The 19,570-nt window shown below is 33.8% G+C and carries 13 protein-coding genes; 2 read left to right on the top strand and 11 right to left on the bottom strand.

Going from position 1 to position 19,570, the window contains the following annotated elements; all coding sequences use genetic code 11:
* Positions 1 to 119: 119 nt before the first annotated feature.
* The 6 genes from gloA2 to ACFOZ1_RS02705 all read right to left on the bottom strand — a co-directional run bounded on the left by gloA2 (position 120) and on the right by ACFOZ1_RS02705 (position 11,295).
* Positions 120 to 503 carry an SMU1112c/YaeR family gloxylase I-like metalloprotein gene (gloA2, locus tag ACFOZ1_RS02730; protein ID WP_390195584.1) on the bottom strand — a complete coding sequence of 128 codons (384 nt, stop codon included), beginning with the start codon at positions 501 to 503 and terminating at the stop codon, positions 120 to 122.
* Between the two features lie 27 nt (positions 504 to 530).
* Positions 531 to 1,814 carry a purine/pyrimidine permease gene (locus ACFOZ1_RS02725; RefSeq protein ID WP_390195582.1) on the bottom strand — a complete coding sequence of 428 codons (1,284 nt, stop codon included), beginning with the start codon at positions 1,812 to 1,814 and terminating at the stop codon, positions 531 to 533.
* 183 nt (positions 1,815 to 1,997) lie between these two features.
* Entirely contained in the window at positions 1,998 to 7,562 is a 5,565-nt protein-coding gene (pelA, locus tag ACFOZ1_RS02720) for a pectate lyase (RefSeq protein WP_390195580.1), read from the bottom strand.
* A 146-nt stretch (positions 7,563 to 7,708) separates the two neighbouring features.
* The gene (locus ACFOZ1_RS02715; protein WP_390195577.1) at positions 7,709 to 8,575 is read right to left on the bottom strand and encodes a helix-turn-helix transcriptional regulator; all 867 of its coding nucleotides are present in this window, start codon (positions 8,573 to 8,575) and stop codon (positions 7,709 to 7,711) included.
* A gap of 204 nt (positions 8,576 to 8,779) precedes the next feature.
* Entirely contained in the window at positions 8,780 to 9,967 is a 1,188-nt protein-coding gene (locus ACFOZ1_RS02710) for a hypothetical protein (RefSeq protein WP_390195575.1), read from the bottom strand.
* A gap of 146 nt (positions 9,968 to 10,113) precedes the next feature.
* Entirely contained in the window at positions 10,114 to 11,295 is a 1,182-nt protein-coding gene (locus ACFOZ1_RS02705; protein ID WP_390195573.1) for an HD-GYP domain-containing protein, read from the bottom strand.
* 170 nt (positions 11,296 to 11,465) lie between these two features.
* On the opposite strand from ACFOZ1_RS02705, the gene ACFOZ1_RS02700 reads away from it, so the two are divergent.
* The gene (locus tag ACFOZ1_RS02700; protein ID WP_390195570.1) at positions 11,466 to 11,744 is read left to right on the top strand and encodes a hypothetical protein; all 279 of its coding nucleotides are present in this window, start codon (positions 11,466 to 11,468) and stop codon (positions 11,742 to 11,744) included.
* A gap of 65 nt (positions 11,745 to 11,809) precedes the next feature.
* Here ACFOZ1_RS02700 and ACFOZ1_RS02695 read toward each other — a convergent pair whose 3' ends face one another.
* A complete protein-coding gene (locus ACFOZ1_RS02695; protein WP_390195568.1) occupies positions 11,810 to 12,742 on the bottom strand; it encodes an LCP family glycopolymer transferase in 933 nt (310 codons plus the stop codon).
* A gap of 402 nt (positions 12,743 to 13,144) precedes the next feature.
* Here ACFOZ1_RS02695 and ACFOZ1_RS02690 point away from each other — a divergent pair, with 402 nt between their 5' ends.
* On the top strand, positions 13,145 to 14,743 hold the full coding sequence (locus ACFOZ1_RS02690; protein WP_390195566.1) for a xylulokinase: 1,599 nt from the start codon (positions 13,145 to 13,147) through the stop codon (positions 14,741 to 14,743).
* Positions 14,744 to 14,880: 137 nt separating this feature from the next.
* Here the strand turns inward: ACFOZ1_RS02690 and ACFOZ1_RS02685 are convergent, their stop codons facing one another.
* The 4 genes from ACFOZ1_RS02685 to ACFOZ1_RS02670 form a co-directional block, all read right to left on the bottom strand.
* Positions 14,881 to 16,398, bottom strand: a complete 1,518-nt coding sequence (locus ACFOZ1_RS02685) for an extracellular solute-binding protein (RefSeq protein ID WP_390195565.1) — start codon at positions 16,396 to 16,398, stop codon at positions 14,881 to 14,883.
* A gap of 120 nt (positions 16,399 to 16,518) precedes the next feature.
* On the bottom strand, positions 16,519 to 17,379 hold the full coding sequence (locus ACFOZ1_RS02680) for an AraC family transcriptional regulator (RefSeq protein ID WP_390195563.1): 861 nt from the start codon (positions 17,377 to 17,379) through the stop codon (positions 16,519 to 16,521).
* A gap of 172 nt (positions 17,380 to 17,551) precedes the next feature.
* On the bottom strand, positions 17,552 to 18,538 hold the full coding sequence (gene yjfF, locus ACFOZ1_RS02675; protein ID WP_390195561.1) for a galactofuranose ABC transporter, permease protein YjfF: 987 nt from the start codon (positions 18,536 to 18,538) through the stop codon (positions 17,552 to 17,554).
* Complete coding sequence (locus ACFOZ1_RS02670) at positions 18,535 to 19,569, bottom strand: ABC transporter permease (protein ID WP_390195558.1); 1,035 nt, start codon at positions 19,567 to 19,569, stop codon at positions 18,535 to 18,537. Before ACFOZ1_RS02670 ends, yjfF begins: the two co-directional genes overlap by 4 nt.
* Position 19,570: the final 1 nt, after the last annotated feature.

Below are 19,570 nucleotides of genomic sequence, written 5' to 3'. Positions count from 1 at the left end.
ATAGACATTTTTCAAACTATATAGTTAGAAATGTATGCATTCCATTGAAGAAATAAGACTTATTTGTCCAATAAAAAAGCTAGTCTATCAGAATACAGATGATAAACTAGCAATAATTTTTATTTTTCATATATTTCAATCGGCAAACAATCAGGGTCTTGAAAAAAAGTAAATAATTTTCCTGTAACAGGGTCTTCTCGTATTTCTTCCACATCAATTCCTTTACTTTTTAAATCTTTACAAGTTTCCTTGATACTATCGACTTCAAAAGCGATATGACGCAATCCACAAGCCTCTGGATAAGAAGTTCTCGTTGGTGGATCTGGAAAGGAAAATAGTTCTATCACATACTCTCCTACCAATGCAAGATCTAACTTAAAAGATTGTCTCTCTTCTCGATAATTTTCATTTATAATTTCTAGCCCTAATTTGTTCACATAAAAGTCTTTTGATTTTTTGTAATCAGAATATATTATTGCAATATGATGGATTTTTCTTAACATCTTTTCCCCCTAGCTTTCTGTATAATTTCATTCTCTCCATACTTGTTCTAAGAGTATAACTAAAACTGTACCTACAAGCAATCCATTACTTAATAGATTTTGTAAATAAGATGGTAATTCTGCAAAGACCTCGATTGGTAAAAACATTGCTCCCATCCCAAACAAATAGCTAACTCCGACAATAGTCATTTTTCTTGTATCTAGTTTTTCTAATGTTGTATTATTAATAGCTAAACCGACTAAATTCACAAAAGATGCCATTAATGCTGCATTTGCAATTGGCGACGGTATGCTTGAAATAAAAGCAACAATTGGAGGAAATAGTGCAACAATCATCAACACAATAGATGCATAGATAAATGGCATTTTCTTTTTTTGACCTGTTAATCCAATAAAACCTGCTGATGTAGCAAGCGGAACATTTGCAATTGCTGAGAACATTCCTGCTAACCCATGACTTACACCAGAAAAAGCAGTACCTTTATTTACTTGACTACGAATATCTAAGATATCAGACCCTAGTGTTTGTTTTACAGCAACAATCGATGCAACAACATTAGATATTAATATTAATGCTGTAATAAATGCAATAGGTATTACACTCACATCAAATATCGGCATTCCAAAAGCAAATACTTCTGGTAATTGAAAAACAGGCATTTCTGTAGATGTTCTTTCAGGCTTAATGAACCATTCATATAATAACCAGCCAATAGCTAAACCAATTAACACTGCATAGTTACTTATCCAACCTTTTCCGAAAATAGATAAGCCTAATACAATAAAAAATGTCATAAAAGCAAGTGTAGCACTATCCAATTGAATCGTACTCGCATCTCCTTGTAACCCTAACATTCCTTGCAAAAATGTCCCGCTTAATTGAACAGTTAATAGGAAGAAAAACACACCTGTCACTAGTGGGGTAAAAATAGGCAAAATAAATTGCGAAATTTTGAATAAACCAAACAATAACAAAAACAATCCTGTAACAATCATCGTTGTTTGTATTAATTGTAAAGACTTATCTAAAGAGGTTCCGTGTTGCAAGCCTGTCATTGCCATTACGGTAAAAATACTAATCCATATGCCAGCCGGTCCTTCCATTATTGGTAACCGATGTCCAAATAAACCTTGTAACAAAGAAGCTAGTCCAACTAAAAAGAAAGTGCGCTGCATCAAACCTGCCACTTCATGAAATTCCAGTTCGAAAACAGAACCTATCACAATGGGTAATGCAACAGAACTTGCTAACAAGAAGACAAACCATTGTAATGTCTCCATAGATGTATTTGATTTATTATGTACTTTCAACTTAAACGCTCCTAACCTATTTACTGCAACCTGTTCTATTATATCGAAGAATACAAAAGTTCGCTCATTATCCGCATTTCTCACCGTACCAACGAAACACATAAAACAAAAAAAGACGAAACCTATCTACTTTTGTGTAGATAAAATTTCGCCTTATTGTTAATTTAAATGAATTATCAATAACTACCTTCTAATTGGTCTTCTATAAAGATACATACCAACACCGATTAGGCACAATAATAAACCGCCGATAATGATATTAGATATATTTGTTGCAGTGTCTGGTAACACTTTATCTTTATCAGTTTGATTAGATTCGCTATCTGACACATTTCCATCAGTATTATTCTCTTCTTTTGCAAAAACTCCATATGTGGAAAAATGATCTACAACTGTTGTAATCACTTCACTATCTAGTTCGCCACCAATTAATTCCCATTCTTTTGTTGACTCATTATAATAATATATTGCTACATTATTGTTACCGTTATGCGCAAGCGACAGCTCAAATGCTCCGGTATAATCTTCATAACCCTCTGGAAAGATAAATTCGAATGTATAAGCATCACCACTAAGAATTAATCCTTCTCCTTCTGTTACAGATGCCTTTGTTACAATTAATTTTGTCCCGTCAGGTAAATCACTCGACATTTTTACTTTTGATTTTGAATCAGCAATTTGAACGATTTCATTAGGATATACCTCCGTTTCTTTATCTAGCTGTATCTTTTTTCTGCTATCTGAGTTCTCTCCTGGCCCTTCACCTGGATTTTCTCCTGGCCCTTCACCCGGATTCTCTCCTGGCCCTTCACCCGGATTCTCTCCTGGCTCTTCACCCGGATTCTCTCCTGGCTCTTCACCTGGATTCTCTCCTGGCCCTTCACCCGGATTCTCTCCTGGCTCTTCACCTGGATTCTCTTCATCATCCTCATTTAAACTTTGGGCATCCCATCCCTTTAATACATTTTCTACTGTCCAGTTTTTTGCTTCTTCATCAGTTAATTGACGGCGTGAATCATTTATAACTGCACCTGGTCCTGTATTTTTGTACTCAAATAATCTTGCATCTTCTGGGCTTAAGCCACTCATTGATGTCCAACCTTCATCTTTAATATGGGGACCTAACTCACTATACATATAGACAACACTACCACGAGCATTTGGATTCCCACCAGCTGGCCATGGTCTACCTAAATATACTGTCTTGTCTTTTGCATCACTTGTTAGTTTACTATTTAAGATAAGCATACCGTATTCGTCTGACAATAATGTACTTGCAGCCGTTACATATCCATTATTGGAGTCTGAACCTCTATCATATGAATGTATAATCGATTCTTCTATAACGACTCGAGCTGCTCCAAAGATAAAGTCTACATCGCCCTCAATATATACTTTGTAGAAATATTGACTACCTGAATGTGTATACAATGTGTCTTGATTTCCAATGAAGCTCACATTCTTGTAGTATTGTCTGTCTCCACTAGCATAGGCTGCTACAGCCTGCTTTCCTTCTGTTTCCATCGTTTCATCGAAGCTATTCTCTATCGTCATATTTTCTATGCGTAAATCATCTGCTCGTAAATAGACACTCGCACTACCACTTGTTCCTAATGTGCCACCAACACCATTATCTCTTCCTGCATAGTTATCATAAGTTAGAATGGTTCCTTCCATACTTTCTCCTAATAGATGAATATGTGGTTTATTATTAGGAATGGTAACAACTTCTTTATACACTCCATCTTTCACGTAAATAGTCACTTGCGATGAATTGTTGACTGGTACTGCATCCACTGCAGCTTGAACTGTTGTATAATCACCTGTACCGTCTTTCGCTACGATAATTTTACTATCAATTGCTTCCATCTGTTTTATTTGTCCCTCCAGTTTGTATACTTTCTCTGCTTGTAATGTTCTTCCATCTTCATCGACCGAAGATTCTCCTGCTATTTTTACATATACTTTGTTTGTGTAATTTCCAGTGGACTTTGCAATTGCTAATAGCTGTGTACCCCAATGTCCTCCCCATGAATAACCATTTCGACGTTCTTCTTCAATCTCTAAGATATTATGTTTGATTACGCCATCACGACCGGAGAAAATTGGTAAATTTGTTCCGATTTCATAAAAGCGATACCACGCTGTCGAATTGGAGTCTTCTACAAAATATTCATTGTTCGGATCTCCACTAATATAGCGAGTATTCTCTAATTTCACAGCATCTAACCACGTCAATGCTGCAGTTACCGCTTGATTAATCGCTTCTGTTTGTGGTCGTGACATTAAATAACGAATAATCCCAATAGATTCTTGTCCTGAAATGGATGGATGCTCATAACTTCTTGCACCCCTTGCTTCATACGTATAAGGGTCATGTTGTGCACACCATGCTGTTAATTCTCCATCGACTTCAATTTGAGCATTTAAAATGTATTCAACAGCCAAATCAATCGCTACTTCTGCTTTCACTTGATATGCTGCGCTTATCATTCCATCATTAAATGGATAACGCTCTTTTGCGACTAAATCTAATAATTCTAATACATTTAACATCGCTTCATCATTAAATGTCACATAATCAGAGTAATTGCCTCTACGTGGATATACTTGTGCAAATCCACCTGTTTCATATTGTAAATCAAATAAAAAGTCTAATCCTTTCTCCACACTTTCCTTATATTTTTCATCATTTGTTTCTTGATAAATTTGTGCTAAGAAAGAAATCTCACTAATCGTTGCATCATTGTCAATTGTCCCAAATTCCACTCCATCATCACTTACCCATTCCGAACGAGACTCTTCCCCGTCCCATGGTCTTGTATATATATGTGGCCAATTCTTTGTCCAGCCACCATGATCCATTTGCCATGTTAAAAGATTGTTAGCTTCATTAATTGCATTGTCTAAATCACCTGAAAATTTTGTTTCTTCCATTTCCTGCTCTATTTCAGCAAAGTCATTCCATGCATCCAAACTATGCATGACAATGACCGTTTGCCCAAATTGATTCATGCCACTTGCCGCTTTATCAATTCTTAGATTAGCAAAACCGGGAGATAATAAACTCCAACTTCTTGTTGGAATGACCACATCCAAATCTGTGTAATCAAATGACTCAAACTTTCCATTTAATGTGACTGCCATTACATTATTGCTAACTGCATGCACCCCAACAACTTCTGCATGTTCACTCTGGTCTGCTGCTTTATATTCCGCTAATAAATCGATTGCTTCTTTATAAGTAATATGCTCACTTCCACTTAATCCCACATCATCTGAAGTGATATTTTTTATGATTTTTGCGACTTCTCCCTTTGTAATTTGTTTTTCAGGTGAAATCTTACCATCTACAACTAAATGTTCTGCATATTCTTCTGTTTTTGTAGCTTTTAGAACATAGGCATACCATTCTTCCATGGATACTTCGTAAACCTTAGTATCTGTAGATAAATTTTTAAATGAATCTTCATAAACAAAACCAAATGTATCATTAATTAAAGAGAAAAATGCTAATCTAGTCATTTCATCATTCTCTGCAATTGCTTTATCTGCAATAATTCCAAGTTTCTTCATTTTGGATACTAACAAACCACCTGCAACTTCTTCCATTTCCTTATCTTCCACATCAATCACCGTATCATCATCACTATTTAATTGATTATGAATACGTAAGTGATCAATATTCGCTCCACCACTAGCACCTGCACCTGTTGCTCGGATAATATTCTGTCCTTCTTGCAATGTTACTTTTGTTGTTGTATATTGCCAATTTGCCCATCCACCTGATGAATCAAACGCTAATGCTTCTTCCACTATCGTACCATTTACTTTAATTTCTGCAGGTCGTTCATCTGTTCCACCGTGTGCATAGCGGAATGCTAATGAATATTCTCCAGTTATAGGAACATCAACAGTCCACTCTACAAAGCTACCTTTTGTATTTGGGTTGTAATCAATAAATCCAGTTCCAGTAAAACCTGCATGCTTATTATCAATAATTACTTTACCTTCTTCTAAAAAAGCATCTTCTGCTTCATATATTTGATCATAATCCATGTAAATACGAACATGATCAATATTTGCTCCCCCACTAGGCGCAATTGCTGTTAGTCGTATTTTATTTTCACCAGCTTGCAAATCTGCTGTCATACTACTATTCTTCCATTCTGCAAAACCACCAGTCGGATCAAATGCTAGAGAAGGATTCACCATCTCTCCATTCACAGAAACTTCACCTGGACGCAAATCTGTTCCACCATGTGCGTAACGGAAATCTAAAGTATACTCTCCTTCTACCGGCACATTCACAGTCCATTCAATCCAACCACCAGGTGCATTTGGATTATAATCAACAAACCCAGACCCAGTGAACCCTATATGTTTATTGTCAATAATTGCACTATCTAATAAAGCATTTTCCGCTTCATATATTCCATTTTCTCCATCTTCCACTGGTTCTGTCGGTTCTGTTGGTTCAGTTGGTTCTTCCTCCACAATCATGCCTGTTACTTTTATGTCATCCACATAATGGCCGATTGTGTCTCCATTTGGAGTAAAAGATTCTATAAAATTCACTTTCGTTGCAGCTTGATTAAAACTTGCATTTTCTAACTTTAATTCATCATTGATATACACACTCGCAACACTTTGATCTAAATCAATTACTACTTTTATGTCATACCATTCATTTTCAGTCACTTCAATTAGTGGTGTGTATTCGCTACCAACACGATAGGTAATCGCTCCGTTTTTTGTTTCTATAATAACAGGAGTCCCATCACCTTTTACACGCATAACTTTCGTTGAACTCGTATATTCAGGTTGCATAAACTTCATTTCCATTGTCACGATACCAGATACTTCTTGAAAACTTTTGCTTATTGCAACATTCGTTTCACTACTCGTATCTTCTAAATACACACTCCTATTCTCAGAAGAAGGAATGTCTACTACACTTACTTTTCCGCCTGCTTCGGATACTGTTACATCATTAGGCTTCTCACCAATTGTATCTTCATTGAAGTTATAATCGACAACCACTTCTCCAACTGGTTCTTCTGGTTCTGCAGGCTCTTCTACTCTCTCTTTTGTCGTGATGACAAAATTATCTAGATAATGGCCTTTTGCACCACCACCTGGAGTATATGATTCCACATAATTCACTTTTGTTGTTGGCTCATTTAATGGAGCGTTTTCTAATATTAAGTTACCATCTACATAAACATTAGATGTTTGTGTAGTAATATTCACTTCTACTTTCACTTCATACCATGTGCCACTAGTTACTTCAACTAAATTATGAATTTTCTCCCCTGTTCTATACGTAAGGTAATTACTCTTTGTTTCAATGATAACAGGTGTCTTATCCCCTTTAATGCGAAGAATTTTTGCAGAACTTGTATATTCCGGTTGCATATAATCCACTTCAAAAGTAACAACATCTGTTATGTCTTCAAAACTTTTAGCTATTTGTACACTTTCTCCATCTACCGTATCATTTAAGAATAAACTTTTATCTTCTGCAGATGGCACCTCTGCTATAATCACTTCTCCTCCCTCCACTTTATAATCTAGCATTGAAGGTTCTATTCCTGTTTCTGCTTGATTAAAGTCTTCTCCAAAAATAACAACGTTGTTAAAATTGTCCGCAGCTTTCACCATACCTAATGGCAATGGGGTCAATACTGTTGCAATAATTACCATGATAGCGGTCATTAAATACAGATACTGTTTTCCTTTTTTCAAAGATAAAACTCCCTTCATTTGTTTAGTCTGACTATTCTCACTATTTTTGATAAACCTTGCTTACCCTTCCCCTAAACAAACTTTCCATATTCTATTTAAAAATTTAAAAACCCTCCTTTCATAAAAATTTGTCCTTTACATGTTGTTCATACTTTCATAAGTTTTGGACTTTTTTCATCACGATATTGCTTTGGTGTCATATGCACATATTTTTTAAAGCACCTAATAAAATTAGATGCAGAAGAAAACCCAACAGATGTTGCAATTTCATTAATCGCAATCGAGGAATGCACTAACATTTTCTTAGCCTCAAACATTCGCTTTTGCAAAATATATTGCTGAATAGTCATTCCAAATTCTCGTTTGAAAAAATGACAAAGATAATACTTGTTAAAATGCAATCGATCTGCAAGTTCATCTAGTTGCCAGTTTGTTTGCCATATTGCATTAATTTCTTTTACTATCCTTTCTTGCAATAGCAATCCATCCAAATCATGATCACTTGCTAATAAATGTTCATTTTTATCTGCATGCATTTCTCTACATATGTATAACAATAGTTGTGTTAAGAGTAATTCAATTGCTTGTTTTTGTTCCCATCCATGAATATTTTGATCTTCTTTAAGTAGTTGATTGATAATTTGTTGAAAAGGTTCTTTTCGCCACATAAATAGTGGTAAAGAACAATAAGGTAATGGAAGTGTGTCTAATAGTTGTTTAAATTGAAGAAATACTGGTTGTTCCACAGAGAAGAAATCATCTGTAAACATAATAACAACACGCTCATATGGTGGCCCATCGATAATTTGTACTTTATGAAATGCTGTACTACGAAAAAATAACAGATGATCTTGTTTAAGATGAATAATTTTTTCATCAAAAATAAACTTTGCTTCACCGTTTCTCACCCAGACAATTTCATATCCTGCATGTGCATGAAAATCCTTCACTGTCTTCTTATTGTCTTTATGTTGAATTTTAAATAACGAGATTGGAATATTCGTATTGTTCATCGTTACTCTCCTTCATGATTTCATCCAGGACTTTTTAGAAAGCGATTACATTTTGTATTATAGCACACCAAAATTTATTCGGCATGCAAAATCATTGTTGAAAAAATATTCTTGGATTGCTTTTTTAGGCGTATTGAACTAAGCTGACGATTGAATAAAAAACTTATCTACTTCTAAGCAGACAAGTTAGGATAACTATTACATTTATATATTTCTTTTTTCTTTATATCCTTTTCTCCATGTAAATACTAACAAGAATAAAAACACAATTGATTGACCTACAATAAAAATAGCTTCCCAAAAATTTTTCGTATTTTCTGGAGTAAATAAATATGGTAACAAATTAGCATATACATATATTACTTGTGGAATACTATAAAGAATAAGGATTAAAAATGTGAACCCAACTCCAATTACTTGAAATATCGAAAAGATCACCACATACTTTATTTCTCTTTCATATGGTTCAGTTGTTGTTGGTACCTGAAGAAATGGTAGCCATTTTTTTAAATAGTTTTTGCTATGATCCATTATATTATAGCAACTTGTAACATTCTCAAATAAATAATAAAAATCTGTTCGTATGTAAAAGCAACATTGATACACAGTTTTAACAAAAATATCAAAAATAACAATAGAAAGTATACTATCAATCAAACTACCTTCAATTGGTAGAAATAATTTGCAAAGAATTGTTAAGAACAATATCCACTGTTCCATATATACTCCACTTAAGAAAAGCACATTTCTTTTCTTTGGTGGTAGCTTCCACCCTGCTGTCATATCTGTCTCTAATACGATTAATACCAATAGACGATTACTAATCTCTAAGTTAGTAGGCAAGCTGTATGCTCGCATTGCAAGTATGTGACCTAATTCGTGAAACAACAATAAAATTAATGAAACGATTAAGTATGTAACTAAACTTAACACAATGGAATCAAACAAAAAAACTACTTGATAGTTTGGTAACAATGTCGAATCTGCGGCGAATAAAACAATATTAACTAAAATTAGTAAAAATAATATCCCAATAGAGTAACGATGAATGATCAATTTCGCGAACGATGGTGATATCCAATTAAATCGTTTGACTACATTATTTTTTATATTTTGCTCGACAAGAACACCATCTACTTCCATAACTAATTGAAGTTCTAATAATTGTTCCACAAAATCTAAAATATCTACTTCTTCATTTGGATATTTGTTTACTAGTTTCTCTTCTATCTCTTTCAAGGTAAATTGATCTTGAATCCAATGAATAGCGTCCACACAGATTTCTGGCATTTCTAAAAAGTCACCAGTACGCTCATTTTCAATAATATAATTTATTTTGTCTTTTCTTATTGTAATTGGAAATAATTTTAGAGTAGAATTTTTTGATAGCATGAGATTGCCTCCGTGAGTGTCATGATTCTTAGAATAGCAAAGTGGTAGTTCATTTTCAGAACTACCACAATAGAAATTACTATTTTGCTGGTACAGGCCAACCTATAAATGCACACCACCAACAAGTCGTTTTTACTTTATTAAGTTTACGAATTTTCATTAATCTCACCTCTATTCTTATGATAATTATTATGAAAAGCTACCCATTGTGGATAAACTTCTTCAAACTTATCAACAAGCTCTGCATCAAATTGAGTACCTTTTTCTTCAATAATTCGTGATTTGGCTACTTCTAACGGTAACGCTGCTCTATATGACCTGGAAGAAGTCATTGCATCAAAAGCATCTGCTATGGCAGTTATCCTCGCAAATAGTGATATTTGCTCGCCTTTTAATTGATCAGGATACCCATTACCATCCCATCTCTCATGATGATGTCTGATTACTTCTATGTAATTTGTTAGTCCTTCCACATTCTTAATTGCTTCTGCACCTATTACAGGATGTTGCTTTATAATGTCATATTCTTGCTCAGTTAATTTACTTTTCTTTAACAGGATTTCATCAGGAATACTCACCTTTCCAACATCGTGCAAAAGACACACATTATAAAATGCATTTAACTCATTCTGCTTAAATTTATCTAATGATTCGGCCAAGATTAGTGCATAACTAGCTACTCGCTCACTATGACCTCTAGTATATTTATCCTTTAGTTCTAGTGTAGTTACGATCCCCCTTACAATTCCCTCTAACTGTTCATCATAAGAGTTTTCTACAGCTTTCACATAAGCAATAAATCTAAATAATATAATACTTCCTACTAATGAAACTACCACTGTAATAATTAATGGTAATATAACAATTGGCTCTTCTAACATAAAACCAATCATTAGGTATTTTAAAATCGTACCCAAAGAAACAGTTAAATAGAATCTTAAATTAACAAAGATAGGAGCAAATAATATCATTACAATTTCTAGTACATTTCCACTCGCATATATTTCCGTACTGTTACTGTAATGAAGATATTCAGACAACATATTTACAATCGTGTAGGAAATAAATAAGATATATTTTATTCGATAGTCCTTATTTCTTTTAAACAGGTAATAAGAGATAGGAATCAACAAAAAAATAGCTGAATAGATTAAAAAGTTGAAAGCACTTCTATGCATCAAGATATCATAATTCGCAGTAATATAACTCATTATGGAAGCATACAAAATATCATAGAAAAAAAACGTCACAAAAAATAACCACATAAACCAAATTGTTGTACGTTTCTTCTCTGTTGCTAAGGAAGATCGATTTTTTAAATTGTTCATTGGTATTCCTTTCATTAAATTCTTTTTAATAAGTCTATTACCCTACTATTATAGAATATTTTCCTAATATTTCATATAGTTACATGTTATTTTTATTCAAATTTCTACATAAATTTTACCTAATTTGTTTATACTACCTTCTTGAATAGATTCTTTTGGAGGGAATTCATATGAAAAAGGGTAATAATATCTCAAGCTTACAAGACCAAAACCAGTTAGCACAGGCACAACAATCTTTGCTTCACCTGCAACATGCAATGCAGCAAGCACAAACAAATCCAAATACTGAAATAATGTCTCAAATTCAACAAGCAATAGAAAAGGCAGAACGCTCGCTACTTCAAGCAGAAGCTGTGACAGATGATATACAGGCAATTAACTTAGTAAGAAATGAATTACAAAGACAACAAGACACTTATCAAAATCTAGTTGATCAAAATTTTTCTTAATCATTTATCGATACACAAAAGCATAAAGAGCTACCTTCTCTCCTGAAAAGGTAGCTCTCATGTATTTAAGACTCTTTCGTTAACATACCATGGACTTTTTGAACTTCATCATCTGAAACAACTAAATAGTAAATACCACCTATTTTTTGACCAGTTCCAGACATCATATAACTTGTAAAGTTCTTTCTAGTACCTTGGTAATTGTTAAATAATGTTGTCATATCCTCAAAATTCATATTTGTCACTACATTACGCCCTAAAACATCAATTAATTCATGAATTTTACCAATAGAATTAAGTGACGCACCTTTGTCCATAATTGCTTTAATTACAATACGTTGACGTTCTGTTCTACCAAAGTCACCAGATGAATCTTGTTTTCTCATTCGAACAAATCCCATTGTTTGTGGGCCATTTAAATTCAACTCACCGATTGAATAATGAAAACCATTATCTTTCCAATCAATATCATTTTGAACAGTGATACCACCTAATGCATCAACTAAATCTGACAAACCTTCCATATTCATTCTCACATAATAATCTAATTCAATATCTAAGAAGTTCTCTACGGTATTAATAGACATATCCACACCGCCAAATGCGTAGGCATGGTTAATCTTGTCCACTGTTCCATGACCAACTATTTCTGTACGCGTATCTCGTGGGATACTCACTAACTGCATCGAATCATCTGTTGGATTTAGTGAAAGTACCATTAATGCATCAGATCTTCCGCTATCATTTGCTCTTTGATCTACACCTAATAACAAAATATTCAAAGGTTTTTTATCATTTACTTTCTTCTTTGTTACAGAAGTATCTATTGTTTCTACCTCTTCATGTATCGTATCATTTACGGTTTGTTTTGCATTATGATAAATAGAGTATACATACCCACCAATTGCCAAAATAAAAACTAAGATAATACTAAAAATGATTTTAATCCACTTTTTTTTCTTATTTTTAGTTGCATTTAATCTTTTTCCCAATTTCATTTCTCCTCAATTGTAAAATTTCAACAAATTTATTATATCATACATGTATCATTTGTCATTATAAAAAATAAGTAATTTACACTATTTTATATTACCATTCTTCTTTATATTACAATGTTCGTTACTCCCCTTATACTTTTGTACTATTTTTCGATTTTGTTGTATTTTCTTTTGCTGGAAATATTCAGACACGTTCGTACAAATTTTTTGTGGAAAAAGACAGAGCAAAATGATATTATATAAGTATATAAGTAAGTTACTTAAATATTTAGCTATCATAGTTCATAGTTGTACTAACAAGTTATCTTTACTATTTACTAACAACAAATATTCACAACTATATTGTTGGAAGCGTTTGACTAATTATATGAAACTGAAATTTATATTATTGGAGGAATTACAATGAGTCTCGATGTAAAAAATACAATACTAGAAGGAAAAACTTCACTAGGAATCGAACTAGGATCAACCAGAATTAAAGCAGTTTTAATAAATGAAAATAATGTACCAATCGCTTCAGGTGCACACGATTGGGAAAATAGTTATGTAGATAATATCTGGACATATAGTGTCGAAGAAATATGGACAGGTATACAAGATAGTTATCAAAAGATGGCAGCAGAAGTGCGCGAAAAATATGATGTCACTCTAACGACTATTGGTGCCATTGGTTTTAGCGGAATGATGCATGGCTATATGGCATTTAACAAAGATAATGAATTACTTGTTCCATTCCGTACATGGAGAAATAATATTACAGAACAAGCTTCTACTGAATTAACATCATTATTCAACTATAATATTCCACAACGTTGGAGTATCGCACATCTCTATCAAGCGATTCTAAATAATGAAGCACATGTGTCAGAGATTGCATTCCAAACAACACTTGCTGGATACGTTCACTGGAAACTTACCGGTGAGAAATCTCTAGGTGTAGGAGAAGCATCTGGTGTGTTCCCTATCGACTTAGAAACAAAATCTTATAATCAATCGATGATCGCACAATTTAATGAAGTAATTTCTGCAAAGAATTTACCATGGAAATTGGAAGAAATTCTACCGAAAGTTTTAGTAGCAGGCGAGAATGCAGGTCTATTAACAGAAGAAGGTGCCAAATTACTTGACGTAACTGGTGAATTACAAGCAGGTATACCACTTTGTCCTCCTGAAGGCGATGCTGGAACAGGTATGGTTGCTACAAACAGTGTAGCCAAACGTACTGGAAATGTATCTGCAGGAACGTCTGTATTTGCAATGATTGTACTTGAAAAAGAACTATCTAAAGTATATCCAGAGATTGATCTTGTTACAACACCTACTGGAAACCTAGTAGCAATGGCACACTCCAACAACTGTACATCTGATTTAAATGCATGGGTTGGACTATTTAATGAATTTTCTCAAGCAATGGGAATCGAAGTAGACATGAATAAACTTTACAGTACATTATATACAAAAGCACTAGAAGGAGATGCAGATGCTGGCGGTCTTTTATCTTATGGATACTTATCTGGTGAGCATATGACCCATTTTGAAGAAGGACGTCCACTATTTGTTCGATCATCAGATAGCAACTTTAATCTAGCTAACTTTATGCGTGTACACCTATTTACTGCATTAGGCGCAATGAAAATAGGTATGGATCTTTTACTAAAAGAAGAAAATGTACAATTAGACGAAATCTTAGGACATGGTGGGTTATTTAAAACAAAAGGTGTCGGTCAACGAATCATGGCAGGCGCACTTAACACTCCTGTCTCTGTTATGGAAACAGCAGGAGAAGGCGGCGCATGGGGAATTGCCTTATTAGCTTCTTACACGATTAATAAAAAAGAAAATGAAACTTTAGATGATTACTTAAACAACCATGTATTCTCTGGACAACAAAGCGAAACAATCACTCCAGATCAAAAAGACGTAGAAGGCTTTGAACAATTCATGGAACGTTACAAAGCAGGATTAGTAATAGAAAGAGCAGCAGTAGAAACATTGAAATAACAAAAGCGAAAGCGTCCGGTTAGAAACGTAGTGACTGGAATGCTTGCAAATTTCTATATTTTCATTTCAAAAAAGTAGCACACTACACATATAGTGTGCTACTTTTCATCTAAACCTATTTTCGTCACAGACCATTTCTATTGATTATACTCTTCAATCACCTTATTGCCACCAGCATTTTTCCATTTCTCAATCGCTTCATCAAATCCATTCATCTCTATTTCACCCAAAATAAATTGGTACGTAGCATCTGTAATTATTTGATCTAGTGTACCTGCATTTTGACTATATGTTTCTGAATCTAATCCTACTGTTGGATCATCCACTACATAGTTGTCATTATCTTTATATAGTTCATTCGCTTTTTCTGCTGGTTCGTAATCATGAAATGCTTCATATCGACCATTTGTTAGTGGTTCTCCAATTTCAAAAGGTGTGTATGGCTTTATTTCCGTATCAAATTTATCTTGATCCAGTATTTTTGCTTTGCCATCAACCACTTCATAATGTTCTCCCTCTACACCCCATATAATCAGATTTGCTCCTTCTGGTGTCATCAAATAGTCAAAAAATTCCAACACTTTACGTAGTTCTGCTTCATCAGCAATAGCTTGTTTTGGAAACATAATCAAACTACCATATCCAGGGATAGAGCGTGTTTGATATTCTCCATTTGGTCCTTCAATATAATTATGCACATCAAACACCACATCAGGGTTAATATTCACTGCATCATTATTTATACCATGTACGTCTTGCATAGAACCAATATATGCTCCTGCAGTACCATTCTTCATCATTTCTTGTTGATCTGTTTTACTTGTTACTGGCGCATCTTTATTCATATATCCATTACTATGCAAATCACGGAAAAATTCTAACGTTTCTTTGTATGCAGAAAACATAAAGTCTGGTAATAACTGACCATCTAGTTCTCCCCATCTATTCGGTGCGCCAAACCATGTAGACACAGTATTAAATGTTCCTAAGTTACCTCGATCTGTTAACCCAATCGTATCATTTTGACCATTTCCATCAGGGTCATCTTCTGTAAATGCACGCAACATTTCATAAAATTCATCTGTTGTTGTAGGTGTCTCTAATCCTAAATTATCTGCCCAATCTTTTCGATAGATGATACCACCACGCGATAATGGACGCCCCATGTACAAAGAGTATAACTTTCCATCTACTTCTGAATTCTTTAACGTACTTTCTCTAAGCTTCTTTAAATTTTCGAATTCGCTTAAGTATGGACCAATCTCCCAGAACTGACCATCTCTCACCGCATCTTTAAATTGAATAAATTGATCTGTTTTTACTAAAAAGGCATGTGGTAATGTATTAGTCGAAAAAGCTGTATTGACTCGTTCTCCATAGTTACTATCAGGTACCCATTGAATTTCTAAGTTTGTATTCGTCTTTTCTTCTAATAATAACTCTAGTTTGTCTTGTGGTATTTCAGGGGTATGCAAATTCAACATAATGGATAATTCAAATGGAGTCTCATCCTTTTCTTGTTCATTTGCATTATTTGTCTCTGTAGTTGTATCATCTGTCTTCTCTTGTTGATTACTTGTTGATGTGTCCTCACTACAAGCCGCTAAAAAAACACAAATAAAACTAACTACTAAAATGACCAAATACTTCTTCACTTCTCCACTCCCCTTTTGTTTATTCAATCAAATTGCAACACATTAAGTAAGCGATTACAATTATATTTATTGTATAGAAACAAATAGGAGAAGTCTTTACATATTCATGCTCTTTTCTTTTTAACTTTGCTTATTTTGCTTTCTACGATTCATTGTTTGTCGAAATTTAACCGGGGAAGTGTTCGTCATTTTTTTAAATACTTTATTAAAATGAGCAATCTGATTAAATCCAACCCGTTCGGCAATGTCTATAATTTTTGAGTCTGTTTCACGTAATAAATATTGTGCCTCTCTTATTCTTACTAATTGAATATATTCACTTACGTTAAATCTTGTCACTTTTTTAAAGGTTCTACTTAAGTAGCTCGTACTAATAAAAAAAACTGTTGCAATATGTTGCAGTGACAAATTCATTTGATAATTTTTATTAATGTATGTAGCTATTTCTACGATTTTCTTTTCGGTAGCTGTTCGTGTATCTTTTTCTACTACATTGTTTTGTTCTTTTACTCGCTCTAACATAATGATAAACATTTGTAATAATAAACGTGTGTATTGTTCATACTGATACTCTTTTACTTTGCATTCTCGTAACATATCATGCAAAATCCGCTCTGCTTGTAGCTGTTCTTTTAAAGGCAAGTTGATTTTATATGGTGAGCGAACTAAATATTTAATTTCCTCTTCACAATCCGCAATGAAATCTTGATTGAAATGAACAACAATTCGTTCAGCATCACTTCCTTCTACACTCGAAGTTTTGTGCACATCGAATGGATGAATAATGACTAAGTCACCTTTTTGTGCATAGAGTAGTTCGTCGTTAATAAAAAATAACTTCTTACCTGCTAAGACATAATATAATTCATACCCAATGTGAAAATGTGTATGATCCATTTGATAGAATGTCTTTTCATTTACATACCTAATTCGGAATAAGTCCTCTGCTAAGATGTAGCTTTCTAAAGTTAATTTGTTCATCGCAACATCTCCTTAGTCGTGGTAAATAAAAAATGTATACTGTTTTTCTCATTATACAGCACAAAAAAGCTATTTGTTATCATAAGTCGATAAACATCAAATGACGTTTTTTCTTCATAATAACAAATAACTTAATAACAAACGAGATATCCCCATTTAATTTCTATTCTACTCAAGTACTCGCTTGCTTCTTCTCACTACGTATGACAATAATTCGTTGTAATACAATAAATAAAAATAACAATACACCTATCGCAATCTTTGTCCACCATGAACTTAATGTACCTTCAAAAACAATAATTGTTTGAATAATACCAAGAATTAGTACACCGAATAGACTTCCAGCAACATAGCCTACTCCACCTGTTAACAATGTACCTCCGATTACAACAGCGGCAATTGTATCTAATTCCATCCCATTTGCGTGAAGCCCGTACCCTGATTTCATGTAAAAAGTAAAGATTAATCCTGCTACTGATGCACAAAAGCCACTAAATGTATAGATGAGTATTTTTGTTTTTGCAACAGGTAATCCCATAAGATGGGCAGATTGCTCATTTCCTCCTAAAGCATACACATTGCGGCCAAATTTCGTATAATGTCCAATAAATACTGCAATGATCACAATAATTATTGCTAACACAACACTAATAGAAATGTACGCGTCACCGATAATCGGGATTCTAGTACTTGCCATAAAATCAAAAAATGGATGATTAATAGCTATTGTTTCTACACTGATCAAATAACTAATTCCTCGAGCTAAGAACATTCCAGCTAGTGTGACAATAAATGGCTGAAGATTATAATAATGAATGAGACAACCATGTACGATACCAATGAATGAACCGATTAATAAACAAATAGGTATGACCACGATGGGAGATAATTCTGCATTCATTGTTAGGCTAGCTGCCACCATACTTGTTAATGCAATGACAGAACCAACAGATAAATCAATACCGCCTGAAATAATCACAAATGTCATCCCTACAGCTAATACAATGAGAAAAGCATTATCGATTAATAGATTTAGAAACACTTGAGAAGATAAAAATCCTGTATAACGGAATGAACCAAAAGCAAACATCATAACAAATAATGTAATTGTTGCGATTAACGGGAGTTGTTTATAACTAATAGATAAACGTTCCATCATGTTAAGCTCACTCCTTCCTTCTGTTTTTTACGTTTCGGCGTTTTTGATAGAAATACTTTCTTTCTAAACTCTGGTGATTGGATTAAACACACAAGTAATACGACAATTGCTTTCACTACAAGGTTTGCCTCTACAGGTATACCAATCGAATAAATTGTTGTTGTCAAACTTTGAATAATTAACGCACCAATAACTGTACCTGCCAAGAAGAATCTTCCCCCCATTAAAGAAGTTCCACCAATAACAACAGCTAAGATGGCATCAAGTTCAAACCAAAGTCCTGCATTATTTCCATCCGCACTCATTACATTGGATGATAAAATTAATCCACCAATCCCTGCACAAAAACCTGAGAACATATATACTAACAACATTATATTTTTAGAATTAATACCGGCAAGTCTCGTCGCATCTGGGTTAGAACCAACAGATTCAATAAATAAACCCAATGAGGTTTTTCTTGTTAAAAGAGTCGCTAAGATAAAAACAAATGCCACAATAAAGATAGAGAAAGGTAAGCCAATGATATAGCCACCACCAATAAATTGATATGGATCATAATATACTGTTGTAATTTGACCACCTGTGATTAATTGTGCAACACCTCGACCTGCAACCATTAGAATTAATGTTGCTACGATTGGTTGTACTCCAATTCTTGATACTAATAGTCCATTCCATGCACCTACAAGCGTACACACAACCAACGTTAGGCCGATTGCTGCAAATAATGGTCCAAGCGAATCATTTTCAAGACGTGTGACAGTAATTGCTCCAATCGCTCCAGCCATTGCAATAACAGATCCAACTGATAAATCAATACCTTTCGTTGCGATAACTAAAGTCATACCAATAGAGATTAAAATGAGTGGCGCTCCACGATTTAATATATCTACTAAACTACCTACAAATTTCCCATTTCTATATTCAATAGAAAAAAAACTAGGGTCAACAATTAGATTGACCAATAGTATTAGGAAAAGAACAATAATTGGCCAGAATAATTTTGATTTCCATAATGTTTTTATCATT

The sequence above is a fragment of the Gracilibacillus marinus genome (genome assembly GCF_042651725.1).
Classification (GTDB): Bacteria; Bacillota; Bacilli; order Bacillales; family Amphibacillaceae; genus Gracilibacillus; species Gracilibacillus marinus.
The sequence above is the reverse complement of the archived record's forward strand: the minus strand, read 5'-3'. Positions and strand labels throughout refer to the sequence as shown.